The 16,589-nt window shown below is 73.5% G+C and carries 14 protein-coding genes and 1 tRNA gene; 7 read left to right on the forward strand and 8 right to left on the reverse strand.

What is annotated here, in order from left to right:
- Positions 1–87: 87 nt before the first annotated feature.
- The gene (locus AB1673_06000; GenBank protein MEW6153526.1) at positions 88–2,421 is read left to right on the forward strand and encodes a serine hydrolase; all 2,334 of its coding nucleotides are present in this window, start codon (positions 88–90) and stop codon (positions 2,419–2,421) included.
- Here AB1673_06000 and AB1673_06005 read toward each other — a convergent pair.
- Positions 2,418–3,347 (reverse strand): carbon-nitrogen hydrolase family protein, encoded by a 930-nt coding sequence (locus AB1673_06005; protein ID MEW6153527.1) that lies wholly within the window; start codon positions 3,345–3,347, stop codon positions 2,418–2,420. The genes AB1673_06000 and AB1673_06005 overlap by 4 nt on opposite strands.
- The gene (locus tag AB1673_06010; GenBank protein MEW6153528.1) at positions 3,344–4,195 is read right to left on the reverse strand and encodes a class I SAM-dependent methyltransferase; all 852 of its coding nucleotides are present in this window, start codon (positions 4,193–4,195) and stop codon (positions 3,344–3,346) included. Before AB1673_06010 ends, AB1673_06005 begins: the two co-directional genes overlap by 4 nt.
- Before the next feature lie 126 nt (positions 4,196–4,321).
- Between AB1673_06010 and AB1673_06015 the strand changes: the two genes are divergently transcribed.
- From AB1673_06015 to AB1673_06025, 3 genes are all read left to right on the forward strand, one after another.
- Complete coding sequence (locus AB1673_06015; protein ID MEW6153529.1) at positions 4,322–7,519, forward strand: AAA family ATPase; 3,198 nt, start codon at positions 4,322–4,324, stop codon at positions 7,517–7,519.
- 333 nt (positions 7,520–7,852) lie between these two features.
- Positions 7,853–8,146 carry a type II toxin-antitoxin system Phd/YefM family antitoxin gene (locus AB1673_06020; GenBank protein MEW6153530.1) on the forward strand — a complete coding sequence of 98 codons (294 nt, stop codon included), beginning with the start codon at positions 7,853–7,855 and terminating at the stop codon, positions 8,144–8,146.
- A 12-nt stretch (positions 8,147–8,158) separates the two neighbouring features.
- Entirely contained in the window at positions 8,159–8,581 is a 423-nt protein-coding gene (locus AB1673_06025) for a PIN domain-containing protein (GenBank protein ID MEW6153531.1), read from the forward strand.
- A 215-nt stretch (positions 8,582–8,796) separates the two neighbouring features.
- Here AB1673_06025 and AB1673_06030 read toward each other — a convergent pair.
- Both AB1673_06030 and AB1673_06035 read right to left on the reverse strand, forming a co-directional pair.
- Positions 8,797–8,871: transfer RNA gene (locus tag AB1673_06030), tRNA-Pro, on the reverse strand.
- Positions 8,872–8,883: 12 nt separating this feature from the next.
- Positions 8,884–9,306 carry a response regulator gene (locus AB1673_06035; GenBank protein MEW6153532.1) on the reverse strand — a complete coding sequence of 141 codons (423 nt, stop codon included), beginning with the start codon at positions 9,304–9,306 and terminating at the stop codon, positions 8,884–8,886.
- A 73-nt stretch (positions 9,307–9,379) separates the two neighbouring features.
- Between AB1673_06035 and AB1673_06040 the strand changes: the two genes are divergently transcribed.
- Entirely contained in the window at positions 9,380–9,733 is a 354-nt protein-coding gene (locus AB1673_06040) for an STAS domain-containing protein (protein MEW6153533.1), read from the forward strand.
- Here the strand turns inward: AB1673_06040 and AB1673_06045 are convergent.
- A complete protein-coding gene (locus tag AB1673_06045; GenBank protein MEW6153534.1) occupies positions 9,730–10,845 on the reverse strand; it encodes an ArsA family ATPase in 1,116 nt (371 codons plus the stop codon). The genes AB1673_06040 and AB1673_06045 overlap by 4 nt on opposite strands.
- Positions 10,842–11,795 (reverse strand): ArsA family ATPase, encoded by a 954-nt coding sequence (locus AB1673_06050; protein ID MEW6153535.1) that lies wholly within the window; start codon positions 11,793–11,795, stop codon positions 10,842–10,844. Before AB1673_06050 ends, AB1673_06045 begins: the two co-directional genes overlap by 4 nt.
- 11 nt (positions 11,796–11,806) lie before the next feature.
- Between AB1673_06050 and AB1673_06055 the strand changes: the two genes are divergently transcribed.
- Entirely contained in the window at positions 11,807–13,093 is a 1,287-nt protein-coding gene (locus AB1673_06055; GenBank protein ID MEW6153536.1) for an NfeD family protein, read from the forward strand.
- Positions 13,094–13,212: 119 nt separating this feature from the next.
- A complete protein-coding gene (locus AB1673_06060; GenBank protein ID MEW6153537.1) occupies positions 13,213–13,479 on the forward strand; it encodes a WhiB family transcriptional regulator in 267 nt (88 codons plus the stop codon).
- Between the two features lie 15 nt (positions 13,480–13,494).
- Here AB1673_06060 and selB read toward each other — a convergent pair whose 3' ends face one another.
- Positions 13,495–15,267, reverse strand: a complete 1,773-nt coding sequence (gene selB / locus AB1673_06065; GenBank protein MEW6153538.1) for a selenocysteine-specific translation elongation factor — start codon at positions 15,265–15,267, stop codon at positions 13,495–13,497.
- Positions 15,264–16,529: an L-seryl-tRNA(Sec) selenium transferase gene (selA, locus tag AB1673_06070; protein MEW6153539.1), complete on the reverse strand. Its 1,266-nt coding sequence runs from the start codon at positions 16,527–16,529 to the stop codon at positions 15,264–15,266. Before selA ends, selB begins: the two co-directional genes overlap by 4 nt.
- Positions 16,530–16,589 lie beyond the last annotated feature (60 nt).

The raw sequence follows: 16,589 nt of genomic DNA on the forward strand, positions 1-16,589 counted from the left end.
CAGTTCGGGCTGTCATGCGGCCCGCCGCTGAATTGTTACGGTTCGCGCGCGAAACCGTCGGGACATGCGGGTAACCTTCGTAACTCGTTGCGGACCCAGGAGGCAGACGCGGCGCCTTCAACCGAACCCGCGGTAGGGCGGCTCCAGACCGCCTCCCCAGGCCCTGGAAAGGGGCGTTCGGGGTACCGGCGCGCCCAGCCAGAGGCCGGGGGGAGAGCCGGGCGCGAAGGGTTCCTCGACGCCCTGAGGGCCATCGCCATCCTCCGGGTGGTGGCCTGGCACGCCTTCGGGGCGGCGGCCATCACCTACTTCGTGGCGGCCATGCCTGCCATGTTCTTCGTGACCGGGAGCCTCCTGGCCAAGTCTTTGGGCCGACGGGGGGCGGGCGCCGTACTGTTCGACCGGTTCCGGCGCCTCCTCGTGCCGCTGTGGCTGTTCGCGGCGGTGGCGTGGTTGCTGATGGCCATGGCCGCCCTGTGGATGGGGACCGACCTTCCCTGGCGCCGGGCGCTGTGGTGGCTACTGCCCTTCACCGACCCGCAGGGGACCGAGTGGGAGGGCGGCTGGCTCTCGTCCCACCTCTGGTACCTGCGGACGCTGGTCTGGCTCCTGCTGGCTTCTCCGCTCCTGCTGCGCCTGGTGCGGGCGCTGCCCGCGGCCACCATGGTGGCGGCCACGGCGGCAGTGTTCGGCTTCGACCTGGTCGCCCGGTCGAGCCGCTGGCCTCTGGCCCATGATCTGACCTGGGCCCTGGGCGACCTGGCGCTCTACGGCTTGTTCATGATGGCCGGCTTCCTGCACCGCGACGGAGCGTTCAGCCGGGCCCGGGCCCGGGGGTGGGTAGCGCTGGCTGTCGTGGCCGGTCTGGCGGCCATCGCTTGGCGGCTGACCCAGCCCGTCCCCCTGGGTGTGGTCAACAACTCCCATCCCCTGCACCTGTTCGTGGGCGCGGGTTGGCTGGCCCTGGCCATGGCCGCCCAGCGCCCGCTGGCCCGGCTGGCCGAGAGCCGGCTGACAGGCCCGGCCGTGCGGGCCATCGGCCGCCGGGCGCTCACCATCTACCTGTGGCACACGGCCGCCATCATCGTGGCCGTCAACGTCCTCGAGGCCCGGAGCGTCGACGGGCCCTTGGCTTACCCCGCCGGTGTCGTGCTGCTCACCGCCCTAGGCACGATGGTCGCGGTGGCGCTGTTCGGGTGGGTCGAGGACGCGGCCGCCGGCCGCCGGTCCCGGGCAGCTTCGCCCGCCGCCCCGGGCCGCGCCCAGCGTTCTTCGGGCCTCGGCCCGCAGGTGGCGGTGGTGGCGCTGGTGTTGTCGGCTGCTGGTCTCGTCACCGTGGCCGGGGGGACAGGCGAGCCCGGTCTGGCTGGTGAGCAACGCTCGGCCCGCCGGCCCCCCATCCCCTCGAAGCCCCCACCCGCCCCGGTCTTCGGTCCCGGGGGCGCGCCGGTGGCCCCCAAGTTCGAGTCCCGTTTCGTGGCCGAGCTCGACGGGTTGCTCCGCCGGTGGGCCCGCGAGACGGGCGGCGGGGCCTCTTTGCTGGGAGTGGCCATCGGCCCCGAGGTGCGCTGGACAGGCGCCACCGGTACCCGTCCAACCGAGGGGCGTCTGGCCCGGCCGACCGACACGATCGACCTGTCGTCGCTCACCAAGCTGTTCACCGCCACCCTGGTCCACCGGCTGGCCGACGCGGGCCTGATCGATATCGCCGCTCCGGTCCCGCCCCTCAGCGCGCTGGCTGACTTCCCGCACTGGGAGGGCATCACCGTCGAGCACCTCCTCAACCACAGCAGCGGGTTGGTCAACTATCGCGATACGGCCATCTACGAGGCTGACCCTGACTCGGTGAACAACGCCGTGACGGCCGTGGAGGCGGCCTTGGCCGAGCAGCGCTACGCCCCTCCCGGTGCCCAGCACGAGTACTCCAGCACCAACTACCTGGTGCTCGGGCTGCTGCTGGAGGACATCACTGGGGTGCCGGTGAGCGAGCTGTTCCGGGAGGGGTTCTTCACCCCCCTGCAGATGACCAGGACGATCCATCTGGCCCCTGGCCCCGGCGAGCCCCGGGGCGCGACTTCGGGGATCGACACCACCCTGAAGGACCTGCTGGCGGCCGGGGTGGCCATCTTGCGGGACCACGCGGGCATGAGCGAGGCGTCCTACCGGTACATGATCGGGGTCGACCCCGACAGCGGGTACGGCCCGGGGACCTTCGGGTTCTGCCCCTGCCGGGTCGACCCCGACGGGACTCCCCGCTTCTTCGGCGTCGGGTACTTCGGGGGGACCGCCACCTTGGTCTACTCGCCAGACCTCGACATGACGTTCGCCCTGGAGATGGTCGACCGGCCCCCGTCAGCCGATAGCTACGACCCCGTCACCCGCCTCTTCGAGATGGTCATCGAGCTGGCCCGGCGGACCTAGTCCCCTCGTCGGCCCGGGGGTTGGTGCACGGTCAGTTGGAACACGTCGGGCCGGCCGTAGTGGCCCACGGGGTCGAACTGGCGGCGAGCGGCCACCAGGTCGGCCATGTCGAGCCGGGCCGTGAGGGTCCCGGGACGCCCGATCAGGGGGCCGGCCAGCACGGTGCCGTCCGGGCCGACGACCATGGTGTTGCCCCGCGACAGCCAGTCCTCGTCGTGGCCGGGGTAGACCTCCTCCGCTCCCGGCAACGAGCGGGGCACGTCGCGCCCATGCAGGCAGGTGTTGGTCCCGACCACGAACACCCGGCCCTCTCGGGCGATGTGGCGGAGGGTGCAGGGCCACGACTCGCTGTTGTCCCACGTGGGCGCCAGCAGGATCTCGATGCCCTGGTCGTACAGGGCGGCCCGGGCCAAGGGCATGAGGTTCTCCCAGCAGGTCAGGCCGCCGACCCGGGCGAACCCCATGTCGACCACCACCAGGGTGGAAGCGTCCCCCCGGCCCCAGACCGACCGTTCGCCGCCCGTGGGCAGCAGCTTTCGGTGGACGGCTGCCACCTCGCCGTCGGGCGCGATGTAGACCAGAGAGTTGTAGAGGGTCCCCGACCGGGTGCGTTCGTTGACGCCCACCGTCACCCACACCCCCACCCTCCGGGCCGCTTTACCCACGGTGGCGGTGACCGGTCCGGGTATGTCCACGGCCTGGTCCCAGAGCCGTTCGTACCACGGCCCGTCCGACCACGGCGGCAGCCGCCAGACCCAGTCGGGGTAGCCGGGGACGATGGCCTCGGGGAAGGCGACGAGCCGGGCGCCCGCGTCAGCCGCCTCCCCGATGGTCTCCACCAGCCTCGCGACGGTGGCCTCGCGGTCCAAGAAGGCGGGGGTCGCCTGCACGGCCGCGACGACCACCTCGCCCGTGACGCCCGTCACTTCGTCGCCGAGGCCACGAGCAGCTGGCAGGGGCCGACGAACCCGCCGTCGGTCTCGAACTCGGCCAGCCGAACCTCGACCTCCGCCCACGCCTGTGCCCTCGCAGGTTCGTCCAGTCCCGCCAGCATCTGGTGGAGGGCCCCGAACGACTCCCGTTCGAAGCGTGCGCACTCGGCCGCCGAGGCCATACGCACGGGTGCATCGACGGCTTGCACGTCCACCTCGGTGAAGCCGGCCTCCTCCAGCAGGGAACCGAGCACACCGGGCGCCCCCAGGCTGAACGGGCCGGGCTGGCCCGGGGCGGGGGCCCCCAGCCCCGCCCTCTGGCGGATCACAGCCACGGGTACCGAGAAGAAGCCGTTCCTGTCGGGGGTGGAGTAGACGATGGCCGAGAATCGCCCTCCCGCCCGCAGCGCCCGCCGGATCCCCGCCAAGGCGGCCCGCTGGTCGGGGAAGTAGATCAGCCCGACGCGCGAGATGGCTGCGTCGAACGTTCCGGGGGCCAGGGCGCCGAGGTCCTCGCCGTCGGCCTCGAGGACCTCGACGTTGCTTACTCCGGCCTCGGCCGCGGCCGCCTTCGCGTAGGCGAGGATCGTCGGGGAGATGTCGGTGGCCAGGACCCGCCCGCCCGGCCCCACCCGGCGGGCCGCGACCAGGGACTGCCCGCCTGCGCCGGCGGCGACGTCGAGCACCTGCGACCCGGCCCTCACCCCCGCTCCGTCGAGCATCAGGTCGGTCGCCGGGCCCAGCCATGCCTCCAGCGTGGGCCCCCAGCGGTGCCAGGCCTCGGCCGCGTCCTCCCACTGCCGGCGGGTGGCGGTCTTGTACAGGACAGGGTCGAAGCTCACGATGGCCTCCTCGTGGTTGTAGGTCCACCCGGGAGGGCGCCAGGTGGGCGGTCAGGCCGGAAGATCGGCTCTGGCACATCGCCAGAAACCGCGCCGCGGGCCGCGGGGAGGGAGAATCGGGGTGTGATGTCCGGTCCCCCCGAGCCGCACCTGTTCGGTCGGGACCGTCCCCTCGGGCTCCTGCGGGGCCAGCTCGGGCGACTGGTCGCAGGTGGCTCGGCGACGATCTTCGTGGCTGGGGAGGCGGGCGTCGGCAAGACCACGCTGGTGCGAGCGGCCGTCGCCGAGGCGGCCGACGCCGGGGCGCGGGTGGCCTGGGGAACGTGTGTCGACGTCGACGGCGCCCCCGGTTACTGGCCGTGGTCCCAGGCCCTGGGCGGTCTTGTGAGGCTGGTCGGCGACGAGGCCTCGCTGCGGGCCGCGGGGGAGGACGTGGCCGTGTTGGCCCACGTCGTGCGGTCGTTCGGGCCCCATCCCCGGACCGAGCCGACGGGCCGTGACCGGTTGGTGCTCATGGACGCGGTGGGCCGCTTCGTCGGGGCGCTGGCCACCGAGGCTCCCGTCGTCGTCGTGCTCGACGACCTCCAGTGGGCCGACGAATCGTCCCTCGATCTGCTCGACTTCCTGGTCCGGTCCCCGTCGGCCGGCCCGGTCGGGGTCATCGGCGCGTACCGCCAGGGCGAGCTGGCCGGGCCGGTAAGGGCGCGGGTCAGCCAACTGGTGGGACGGGCCGAGCACATATCGGTGCAGGGCCTCGACGCGGCCGCCTCGGCCCGGTTGGTGGAGGCGGTCACGGGACGGCCCGTCAGCCGCGCGGCCGCCGCCGCCATCCACCGGCGCACGGGTGGTCACCCGTTCTTCGTGCGCGAGGTGGCCCGGCTGATGCCGACCCTCGACCTGGACCGTACGGCCGAGGACGGCACCGCCGCGGACGGCACCGCCGCGGACGGTACCGCCGCGGACGGTACGGGGCCGGTGCCGGCGGCCGTGCGGGACGCCATCGAGCGCCGCTTGGCCATGCTGGACGAGGGGGCACGAGAGGTGCTCGCCGCCCTCGCCGTGCTCGCCGGACCGATGGTGGTCGACGTGGTGGCGGCCGCCCTGGGCATGTCGCAGGCCGCCGTCGAGGCCGCCGCCGCGGCCGCCGTCGAGGCCGGCGTACTGACCGGGGGCGCAGGTCGGGAGGCGTTCGTCCACGACCTGTGGCGCGAGACGGTGGCGGCGGGCCTCGCTCCCGAGAAGCGGGCCGCCCTCCACCTGGCCCTTGCACCGGCCCTGGAGAGGCGCCGCCAGCGTGGGGCGGAGGTGGCTGCCGCTGACCTGGCCCGCCACTTCACGGCCGCGGTCGGCCTCGACGGGCCTGACCGGGCGGTGCACTGGACGCTGGTGGCGTCCGCCACTGACATGGCGGCCTTGGCCTTCGCGGAGGCGGCCGGCCACGTGCAGCGGTTGCGCCACGCCTTGGCCGCGGCGGCGCTCGACATCGACCACGAGCGTCTCGTGGACCTCCTGGTGGTCGAGGCCGACGCCTTGGCCCGGGCCGGCTCCACCGAGGCGGCCCGTGAGCTCCTGGGCCGGGCATCGGCCATGGCCACCTCGTCGGCCGGTCCCGACCGGGTGGCGGCCGTGGCCCTGGCTACCGCCCGCCTCGGAGCACGCTTCGCCTCGCGACGCGACGAGGTCATTCGCCCGCTGGAGCGGGCACTAGCCGCCGTCGAGGGGGCCCACGACGTCTGGGAGGCGCGGGTGGCGGCCGCCCTCGCTCGTGAACTGGCCCACTCCGTTCCCGAGGACCGCCCTCGGGCCGGGCCGCTCAGCGAGCGCGCGCTGGTCCTCGGCCGCCGGAGCGGGGACGACGCCACCCGCCGGGCCTGCCTGCTGGCCCGCCACGACGTGCTGTGGGCGCCCGGGACAGGCCCGGAGCGGGAGGCCATCGCCCGGGAGTTGGCCGCGCTGGCGCTCTCCGCGGGCGACCACGACGGGCACGCCGAAGCCCTCCTGCTGCTGGCCAACGCTCTGCTCGAGCAGGGTTCGTCCGCCTTCGAGGCCCCGCTGGTCGAGTGCCTGACCATGCTGGCGGCACGAGGCCAGCCCCGCCAGCGCTACACGGTGGTGACCAGGCAGGCCTGCTTGGCCCTGTGCCGTGGTCCCCTCGAAGACGCCGACGACCTCATCGAGGAGGCGGCCGCCCTCGGTGCTCGCATCCGCGAGCCCGATACGGCCAACGTGCGCATGTCTCAGCGCCTCGAGCTGGTACGCGCCCGAGGCCGGCCCGCGGAACTGTTGGCTTTCGCGGCCGAGGCGGTCGGCCACTGGACGGGCGCGCCGGTTCACGCCCACGGCGTGGCCGCTGGGTTCTCAGCCCGTGCCGGCGACCTCGGCGCCGCCCGCCACCACCTGGCGGCCGTCGCCGATCTGGGTACGTGGCGGGCCGACCGCTCCTACCTACGGTCCGTGTTCGTGCGGGAGCTGGCCTGGGCCGCCATCGCGGTGGACGACCGTTCCCTGGCCGCCGACCTGCTCGAAGACCTGGTGCCGCTCGGGCCCTCGTGCGGGGTGAACGGTGCGGTCGTGGCTTTCGCCGGCAGCCACGCCCATACGGCCGGCCTGCTGGCGGCCGCCCTCGGCCGGTCCGGCCAGGCTCGGGACCTCCTGGACCAGGCGGCGCGCACCTACGACCGCCTCGGCGCCCGCATCTGGGCGGCCGAGTTGGCCCGCCACCCCTTGGTTGGCGGCCCGGTCACCGCCGGCTCGGGGACCGCCCGCGGTGCGGCCGGGATGGACGGGCGCGCCGTCATGTCCCGGCGGGGCGGGGTTTGGCACGTGTCCTTCGAGGGGCGCGACGCCACCCTCGCCCACAGCAAGGGGCTAGCCGACATTGCCCGGCTCCTCTCGGGCCATGGCCAGGAGGTCCATGTCCTCGACCTCGTCGGCTCGGCTGACCGTTCGGGGCCGGCCGGGGACGTCGTCGACCGGCGGGGCATCGATGCCTATCGCCGGCGCCTGGCCGACATCAGCGCCGAGATCGACGAGGCCGAGCGTAACAACGACCCTGGCCGCCGGGAGTGGGCCGAGGCCGAACGCCACGCCGTCCTCGACGAACTCGAGGTGGCCACCGGTCTCGGCGGCCGTCCCCGCCCGTTCTCCAACCATCCCGCCGAGCGGGCCCGCAAGGCGGTGGCCGGACGGGTCCGCGACGCGATCGCCAAGCTGCACCTCGTCCACCCCGAGCTGGCCGCTCACCTCGACAGCCACATCGTCACCGGCACCTACTGCCGCTACCGGCCCGGCGACGTGCACTGGGACGTGGACGCGGGGCCCTAGGCCCGTGGTCCCCGACCCGGAGAAGTGGCGTTGCCCGAGCCCGAGCCCGAGCCCGAGCCCGAGCCCGAGCCCGAGCCCGAGCCCGAGCCCGAGCCCGAGCCCGAGCCCGAGCCCGAGCCCGAGCCCGAGAGAAGACCGGTGTCAGAGCAGAGGCGCGCGTCAGCGTCCAACTTCGGCCGGCCATCGCCCTCAAGGTGGTCGAGGGCGCCGGTTTCCGGGTCACCCAGCGCAACGCCCGGCTGCGGGCACCGGCGTCGTGATGAGCCTGGTGGCCCCGGCCGATCGGGGCTGCTTGTGGTCTGTACATCGGTGTACAGAGGCGTACACTGAGCCATGGCAAAGGTGATGACCGTAAGCGAGGCCCGGGCGGCCCTTCCGGAGATCCTCGACCGCGTCGAGGCCGGGGAGGAAGTGACGATCACGCGCCACGGCAAGGCGGCTGCCGTGGTCGTCAGGCCAGAGGCGCTGCGTACCCGGCGGGCTGACGCTGCGTTCGCTGTGGCGGAACGACTGAACGAGAGGCTCGTCGAGGGTCGCGCTCGCCCGCTCGATGCCACGCCCGGGATCAGCGAGGAGCGGGCCGAGGAGCTCATTGCCGAGGTTCGAGCGTCGCGTTCTCGCCGGTAGGCCCATCGCCCGGTGGACGCCTTCGATGCCGACGTCCTGATCTACGCGGCCGTCGACGGGCATCCCCTTGGTCGCCGCGTAAGGGCTCTGTTCCCCAGCGCCCCTATGGAGCCATCGGACGCCTTCGCAGGGATCGGCTCGGTTCTCCTTCTTCCGGAGCTCCTGGCGAAGCCAACACGCCTCGCCGCCGTCGACGGACTGTCGAAGCTGGAGGCCCTGCTCGGCCGCCTCGACCTGTTGCCGCTCGACCGGGCCACGGCGGGCCTGGCGTCGGCCCTTGGGACCTCGTACCGGCTCGGCGCGGCCGACGCGGTGCACCTCGCGACCGCCGTGGCGGGTGGCGCCGACCGCTTCATTACCAACAACCACTCGGACTTTCCGACCTCGATTGCCGAGGTCGCGGTCGTGTACCCAGGCTCGCTTCCCGAAGCGTGAAGTCCGGGGGTGTCGCCCGGCAACTGAGGGCGATCGACAATCCAGTTATGAACGCGACGGGCAACGCCGAGCGTACAGGCAGCAGCGAGAGCGGAGAGGATGCCCAGACAGGCGGCTATCGCGCGCCTGTGAACGCGACGGTTTGCCCGGTCGGAGGCCGCCGCGGCGTCAGGCGTTCATGAGTGCTATTCGGCCCGGACCAGCCCGTTTACCTGTCGGGGAGGGGGGATTTGAACCCCCGGCCTCAGCGTCCCGAACGCTGCGCGCTAACCAAGCTGCGCCACTCCCCGGCGATGGTGATGCTACCGGGCCGGGAGGGCCACGGTTACGGGCCGATAGGCCTCGTCCTCGTAGGTGCCGCCGGCCAGGAGGGCCTCTACGGCCCGGGCCAGACGGAACGGGTCGAGGGGCTTCACCACGAAGCCCTCGGCCTCGGAGCGGCGGGCCAGGAAAACGTCGGCCCGGCGGTCGAGCAGCATGAGCACCGGGACGTGGGGGAGCCGGTCGGCCCCCTCCTCCAGGCGCAGGTCCAAGGTGGTGGCCATGCCGCCCATCTTGCCGATCTGCAGGTCGCAGATCAGAAGGTCAGGGGCCTGGCGGTCGACTTCGGCCCGCACGTGGGCGCCCCGGGTGACCTCCCGCACCTCCGTGCCCGGACCGTCGAGGACGGCTCGCAGCTCGGCCCGTACCGAGGCGGAGTCGCTCGCTATCAGCACGTCGGGCACGCCCCCGAGCGTAGCGGGCGAGCGGGTTGGGTAGCATCCGAGTTCGTCCGGGTCCCTGAGCGGGGAGAAGTAGTTGCTCCACATCCAGCTCGAGGAGCGTGACGGGTACACGATCTGCCGCCCGGTTGGTGAGCTCGACGCCTACACGGTCGGGCAGTTCCGGGAGTCCCTGGCGGAGCTGGCGACCCGTCCCAAGCTCCTCATCGACATGTCCGAGGTGCCGTTCGTCGACTCGGCTGGCCTCGGCGCGCTGATCGGGGGCATCCGCCGCTCTCGGGAGGTGGGCGGCGACGTGGCCGTATGCTGCAACCGGCCGACCCTGGTGCGCCTCCTGCACACGACCGGGTTCGATCGCATCGTGACCGTGGCCGACACCATCGAGGAGGCGGCCCGCTCCCTCGACGGCGGCGGCGAACCCGCGCTCTAGCCCCCTCCTCCGACGAAGCGGCCGACGGCGGCCAAGCCGTCGATGTCGTGTACGTCGGTGCCCAGCAGCGGCACCCGCACGACCGGTCCGGGTTCGACCCGCCGCACCAGTCCTGCGATCTCGGCCTCCTCGGCGTCGGCCAAGGTGTGCAGGTCGGCCAGGTTGGCCCACAGCGCCCCCAGGGGCGTACCCGCCAGCGAGCGGGCCCGTTCGCGGTCGGCCTCGGGCGTCCACGTCTCTCCGAACCGGGGCTGCATGCGGTTGATCACCAGCCCTTGGACGGGGATATCGGCCTCGGCCAGCTTGTCGGCGAAGTACTCGGCCTCCGAGGCTGCGTCCCGCCGGGGAGAGGCCACCACCACGAAGGCGGTCGTGGGGTCGGTCATCAGGTCGAGCACGCCCTGGGCACGGTCGCGGAACCCGTCCTCCATCCCCTCGAAGGCCTGGAAGAAGGCGATGGCGTCGCTCACCACCTGGCCGCCGACGGTCTTGGAGACGGTGCGCAGGAAGGTCTGGGCGGCGGCGTTGACCGCTTTGATCCCCACCCGGGTCGGCAGCATGAGGAGCCGGAAGATCCGGTTGTCGAGGAACCGGGTCAGCCGCCGGGGGGCGTCGACGAAGTCGAGGGCGTTGCGCGTCGGGGGGGTGTCGACCACGATCAGGTCGTAGCCGCCCTCGGCGTAGAGCTCGTAGAGGGTCTCCATGGCCATGTACTCCTGGGTGCCCGACAGCGCCCCGGCGATGTTGCGGTAGAAGCGGTTGGCCAGGATGGCCTCGGCCTGGCCGGGATGGGGGGCGTACTTGCGCACAAGGGCGTCGAAGGTGCTCTTGGGGTCGAGCATGAGCGCCCACAGCTCCCCGGGCCACGGGCCCTCGACCCGGTGCGGGGTGTCGGGCAAGGAGTCCATGCCCAGGGCGTCGGACAGCCGCCGGGCGGGGTCGACGGTCACCACGATGGAGCGCCGGCCGTCGGCTGCCCCCTGGACGGCCAGGGCGGCCGAGATCGTCGTCTTGCCCACGCCGCCCGGCCCGCAGCACACGACCACCGCCGACTGGGCCACCAGCTCAGCCAGCGTCCCCGCCCCCGCCGGGACCTCGTCGGTGGGGGTCACAGCCCCGACACCGACGCTTCCAGGGCCCGGGCCAGCACGGCCAGGTCGGTGGGGCCGACTTCGGAGGTGAACAGGGCGGGGAGCCGCAGCTGGGGGAGGGGGAGGGCCGAGGCCAGGCGGTCCACTTGCTCGGCCTGCAGGGCCTGGCGGGCCGAGCGGAAGCGGGCCGCCTGCCGTAGGGCCTCGGCCTCCCCGGGCCGCAGCCCCACGCCAGCCTCGGCGGCCGCCTGCTCGGGGTCGACGTCGAGGCCCTCCAGCACCGGGTAGAGCCCGTTGACGACCACCGGGCCGAGGTCGATGCCGACCTTGTCCTCCAGCGTGAACGCCGTCTCGACCACCTCGTTCACCGGCGTCTCCTCGGGCAGGGTCACCAGCAGCACCCGGCAGCGGGCCGGGTCGGTGAGCATGGTGAGCACGTCCTCGGCCTGCTGGCGGATGGGCCCGACCGAGACCGTGTCGAGCAGCGACCGGGCGCTCAACAGGAAGGTGACGGCGTGGCCCGCGGCCGGGGCGTCGAGCACGATCAGGTCGGCGGCTTTGCGCAGCTCCAGCTGCTTGACCTTGCCCAGCAGCAGGATGTCCTTGATGCCGGGGGCGGCCGTGGCCACGACGTCGATGGTCCCTGACCTGGTCAGACGCTTGGAGATGCGGGTCAGGCCGTGCTCGTCGAGGTACTCCAGCAGGGCCTCGTCGGGGGTCAGGGTGCGGGCCCGGACCCCGGGCGCCAGCACTTGGTCGCCGTAGGCCAGGGGGTCGGCCCCGAAGGCCGCGGCCAGCCCGTGCTTGCCCTCGATCTCGACCACGAGGGTCGACAATCCGAGCCCGGACGCCATGGTGGCGAGGGCCGCGGAGACTGTCGTTTTGCCGACGCCGCCCTTCCCGGCCACGATGACTACCCGGGTTTGGGCGCAGAACTCACGAGGATCCAACCATCCCCCTGCACACTTCACGCAAGAGCGTAGTGATCATCGCTCTCCTTCTCGGCATGGTCCTGGCCATGCCGGGCGCCGCCGCGCAGTCGACGACGACGCCGGCCGGGGCCCCCGCCACCGACCTACCGGCCGGTCCGCCCCCCCCGCCGGTGGACGTGATCCAGGTGTCGGGCCGCATCGACGGCATCGTCGCCGACTTCATCGAGCGGTCGGTGGAGTCCTCGGCCCGCGACGGCAGCCAGGCCCTGGTCATCCAGCTCGACACCCCCGGGAGCGTGCTGTCGGACGGTCGGATGGACCGGCTGCTGGAGCGGTTGCGGGCCAGCGCCGTCCCGGTCATGGTGTGGGTCGGCCCCAGCGGGTCACGGGCCTACGGCCAGCCGGTGAGGCTGCTGCGGGTGGCGGCCGTCTCGGGGATGGCCAACGGGGCCGACATCGGGCGCCTGCGGGGGGACTGCCCCGAGTGCCCGCCCGGGGACCCGCTGCTCGACCGCAGCCGCCTGTCGGCTTCGGGGGCCTCGAGCCGCCAGGCGGTCGACGTGGTCACTCCCACCCTCGGGGACTTCATCGTCGAGCTCCACGGCCGGGAGATCGCCGGGCGGACGCTGGAGACGGCCCGGGTGGTCGAGCGGGGCGACCAGCCCCGGCGCGAGCCCATCGCCCAGGTCCGCTTCGCCAAGCTCGACCTGGTGGAGCGGGTGCTGCACGCCACGTCGAACCCCTCGGTGGCCCTGCTCCTGCTCGTCCTGGGCCTGCTGCTGATCCTCTTCGAGTTCTACTCCGTGGGGGTTGGCCTGGCCGGGCTGACGGGCGCGGCCTGCGTGGTCATGAGCGCCTACGGCCTAGGGGCCCTGGGGGCCACACCTCTCGGCCTGGCCCTGGTGGCCATCGGCGTGTTCGGTTTCGCCGTCGACGTGCAGGCGGGCGCGCCCCGGGTGTGGACGGCCATCGGTACCGTCAGCCTCCTGGCTGGTTCCTGGTGGATCTTCCCCGCGGACCGGCGGGTGCCCGTGCTGGCCCTGATCGCCATCGTCGCGGGCACCGTTTTGTTCGCCGTGCGGGGGATGGCCTCGATGGTCCGCTCCCGCTTCTCGACGCCCACCATCGGGCGGGAATCGATGATCGGCGAGGCGGCGGTGGCCACGACGGCCATCAACCCCGAAGGCATGGTCGGGCTCCGGGGGGCCTTGTGGCGGGCCAGGGTAAGCCGGGTTACCCCCATCGAGCCCGGGGACCGGGTCAAGGTGGTCGCCATTGACGGTCTCGTGCTCGAGGTTGCCCCCGACGAGCGCCCCCCGGAGCCGACCGCTACGTAGGGCGTTGAAGCATCCGCGAGCGGTGACGCCCGCACCTACCTGCGGCGATGCCCAAAAAGAACCCCTTGTAGAGGGCCGTTCACGGCGGTAACTTTCCTTGACCGGACCGAGGGGGCCAGTTGAGAAGCCAGAGGGCCGAAGAGCTATGGCAAGAGCGCGCCGCTTGTAAAGGGCCGCAGGCCGAAGTCTTCTTCCCACCGCCGCATCTTGAGCGAAAGGACGAGCGGGAGCTGCGGGAGCGGCGCGCCAAGGCGATCTGCGCCACGTGCCCGGTCCGCCGTCCCTGCCTCGACTACGCGCTCCGTATCCGCGAGCCGCACGGCATCTGGGGCGGTCTCAACGAGCTCGAGCGCAAGCAGCTCATCCCCGCTCGCCCGGCGGGCTGAGCTTCCCACCTCCGCTCACCTGTCCCCGGCGACCCGTGGCAGGCGGGGGCCGCCGATGCGGAAGTCGCCCCGACGGCGGGTCACGCCGTCCGAGTCGAGCCGGTTGAGCAGCGGTAGTGCGTACTTGCGGGACGTGCCTAGCGCCTCGCGGACCTGGGCGACCGTGACCCCCTCGGGATCGGCCGCCAGCAACCCGGCCACCACCCGGGCGGCGGCGTCGAGGGCGGCCGGCGCGAAGTAGCACCCGTCCTGCGCCACGACCAGCCCGCGGCGGACGAGCTCGTGCAGCTCGGCCTTGCTCACCCCGGCCGGGTCGGGGGGGGTGAACAGGTCGGCGGCCAGGGCGGCGACGTAAGGGTGGGACGCCAGTGGGTCCACCGCGCCGGCCAGCCGGGCCCGGCCGGCCTCGACGACCACGCCCTCGATCAGTCCCAGGGCGGCCCGCTCGTTCTCGGTCAGTGTGGCCTGGTCGAGGCCCAGGGGCCCGGCCGCCTCGACCGCGGCGCGGACCCGTTGCCTGGTGGCGGCCATGGCCTTGTCGGCGACCACCCAGCGCCCGACCGTGGCCGGCCGGCGTTCGCCGGTGACGCGCTCCAGCTCGTCGGCGTCGACCCAGCCCCGCTCCTCGATGACCCGGTCGACCGACAGCGACGGCCGGGCCTTGGCCGCCGAGCGGACGGGGGCCACGTCGAGCACCACCCCACCTCCCACCGTCTCGTCCCGCCCGCTCTCGCGCAGCACGTAGCGGTCGCCGGGGAGCAGCGGGACGCGAACGGGCAGGTGTAGGCGGACGTAGCCCTCCTCGCCGGGCAGGATGGCGTCGTCCACCAGGACCCGCAGCCGCACGGGGTGCTCGCCCGAGCCGATGTAGGCCTGGTAGGCACCCCGCTGGCTGACCTCGTGGTCGAGGCTGGCCAGCACGGCCAGCGAGGCGTCGACGGTGCGGGTGGGCTGCCACTGGTCGGGCCGAACGACGGCGTGGCCCCGAGCCAGGTCGTCGTGGGAGAGCCCCGTCAGGTTGACGGCCACCCGGCTCCCGGGCAGCACCGAGGTGCGGGCCCGCTGGAGGCTCTGGAGGCCCCGTACCCGGGCCGGGCGGCCCAGGGGCACTACGACCACCTCGTCGTCGACGGCCAGCGACCCTCCCGTGAGCGTGCCCGTCACCACCGTCCCCGAGCCTTTGGCCGCGAAGACCCGGTCGACCCACAGCCGGGGCCGGCCCCGGTCGGCTGCGAACGGGGTGGACGCCACCAGCCGGTCGAGGGCTTGGCGCAGCTCGTCGAGGCCCCGGCCCGTGGGAGCGTCGACCTCGACGACCTCGGCCTTGTCGAGGAACGTGCCCTCGACGGCCTCGGCGATCTCCAGGCGGGCCAGCTCGCGGTCGTCGTCGTCGACGAGGCCCACCTTGGTCAGCGCTACCAGCCCGTGGCGGACGCCCAGCACTTCCAAGATGCGCAGGTGCTCCTCGGACTGGGGCTTCCACCCCTCGGTGGCGGCCACCACGAACATGCAGGCGTCCACCGCCCCAGCCCCGGCCAGCATGTTCTTGAGGAACCGGACGTGGCCGGGCACGTCGACGAACGCGATCTGGGCCCCCGAGGGCAGCGAGGTCCAGGCGAACCCCAGGTCGATGGTCAGGCCCCGAGCCTTCTCCTCGGCGAAACGGTCCGGGTCCATCCCCGTGAGCGCCATGACCAGCGTCGACTTGCCGTGGTCGACGTGGCCGGCCGTGGCCACCACGTGCATGGCCTCGCCGCCGGCGGTGCCCGCGGGCGCAGTGGCCGTCATGCCAGCGCGGCCAGGGCCTTGGCCAGCAGGGCGTCGTCGGCCGGGTCGACCGTACGCAGGTCGCACACGGTGGACCCTCCCTGGGCGCGGGCCACCACGGGCGGGTCGAGCCCGCGCAGGGCCTCGGTGTGGTCGCCCTCCACCGCCACCCCGGCCGAGGGGATCTCCTGGCCGGGTACCGATCCGCCCCCGGCCACGGCCACCGTGGGTACGACCCGGCCCACGCCCAGGGCCGCAGCCCTCTCCTTCAGGGCGTCAACGCCGAGGGCGGCCATACGCCAGAACGGTATGGCGTCGCCGTCTTTGCGCAGGTAGGCCAGGGCCGTCTCCTGGAGGGCGGCCAGCACGAGCCCCCCAGGGCGCAGGGCCCGGCTGAGGGGGTGGGCCGCGCACGCGGCCACCAAGTCGCGACGGCCGGCCACGATCCCTGCCTGGGGACCACCGAGCAGCTTGTCGCCCGAGAACGTGACCAGGGCCGCGCCCTCGGCCAGCGTCTGGCGGGCGGCGGGCTCCCCGGCCAGCCAGGCCGGCGGTCCCCCTGTGAGCCAGGGTGTGCCCGCGTCGAGAAGTCCCGAGCCGATGTCGGCCACCACCGGCGGACCGAGGCCGGCCAGCGCGCCCACCCCGACCGTCTCGGTGAACCCGACGATCCGGTAGTTCGACTGGTGGACCTTGAGGACCAGCGCGGTGGCGTCGGTGACGGCCGCCTCGTAGTCGCGCCGGCGGGTGCGGTTGGTGGTCCCCACTTCCACGAGGTGGGCACCGGACTGGGCCATCACCTCGGGAACCCGGAACCCCCCGCCGATCTCCACCAGCTCCCCCCGCGAGACGATGACCTCGCGATCGCGGGCCAGCGCGGCCAGCACCAGCATGACGGCCGCGGCCCCGTTGTTGACCACCAGCGCGGCTTCGGCGCCCGCGGCCCGGGCCAGCAGGGTGGCGGCGTGGCCGCTGCGCGACCCCCGGACGCCGGCGGCCAGGTCGTACTCCAGGTTGCTGTAGCGGACAGGGCCAGGCCCGGCGGCCCCGCCCGCTGATGCCCGTGGTGCCCGTCCCAGGTTGGTGTGCAGAAGGACCCCGGTGGCGTTGACGACCGGCCGCAGCATGGCGGCCGCCACCTGCTCGGCGACGGTCCGGGCCGAGGACGGGTCCCCGGCGGCGATGGCTCGACGGGCGGCGTCGACCAGCAGCGGGTGGGGGAGGTCGATGTCGGACAGGCTGCGGGCCAGGGTGTCGACCGACGGTGGCCGTTGGGAAGGCATCGGTCCGAGGATAGGAGGGCCGAGGCCCGGGTGGGGCGCCCGGGTGGGGCGCCCCGCCCC

It is taken from the genome of Actinomycetota bacterium (genome assembly GCA_040754375.1).
In the GTDB taxonomy this organism is placed as follows: Bacteria; Actinomycetota; Acidimicrobiia; order Acidimicrobiales; family AC-14; genus JBFMCT01.

Bases quoted from the DNA above. Each gene is read 5' to 3' on its own strand.
- AB1673_06015 (MEW6153529.1), top strand. From the start codon at position 4,322: ATGTCCGGTCCCCCCGAGCCGCACCTGTTCGGTCGGGACCGTCCCCTC.
- AB1673_06020 (MEW6153530.1), top strand. From the start codon at position 7,853: ATGGCAAAGGTGATGACCGTAAGCGAGGCCCGGGCGGCCCTTCCGGAG.
- selB (MEW6153538.1), bottom strand. From the start codon at position 15,267: ATGACGGCCACTGCGCCCGCGGGCACCGCCGGCGGCGAGGCCATGCAC.
- selA (MEW6153539.1), bottom strand. From the start codon at position 16,529: ATGCCTTCCCAACGGCCACCGTCGGTCGACACCCTGGCCCGCAGCCTG.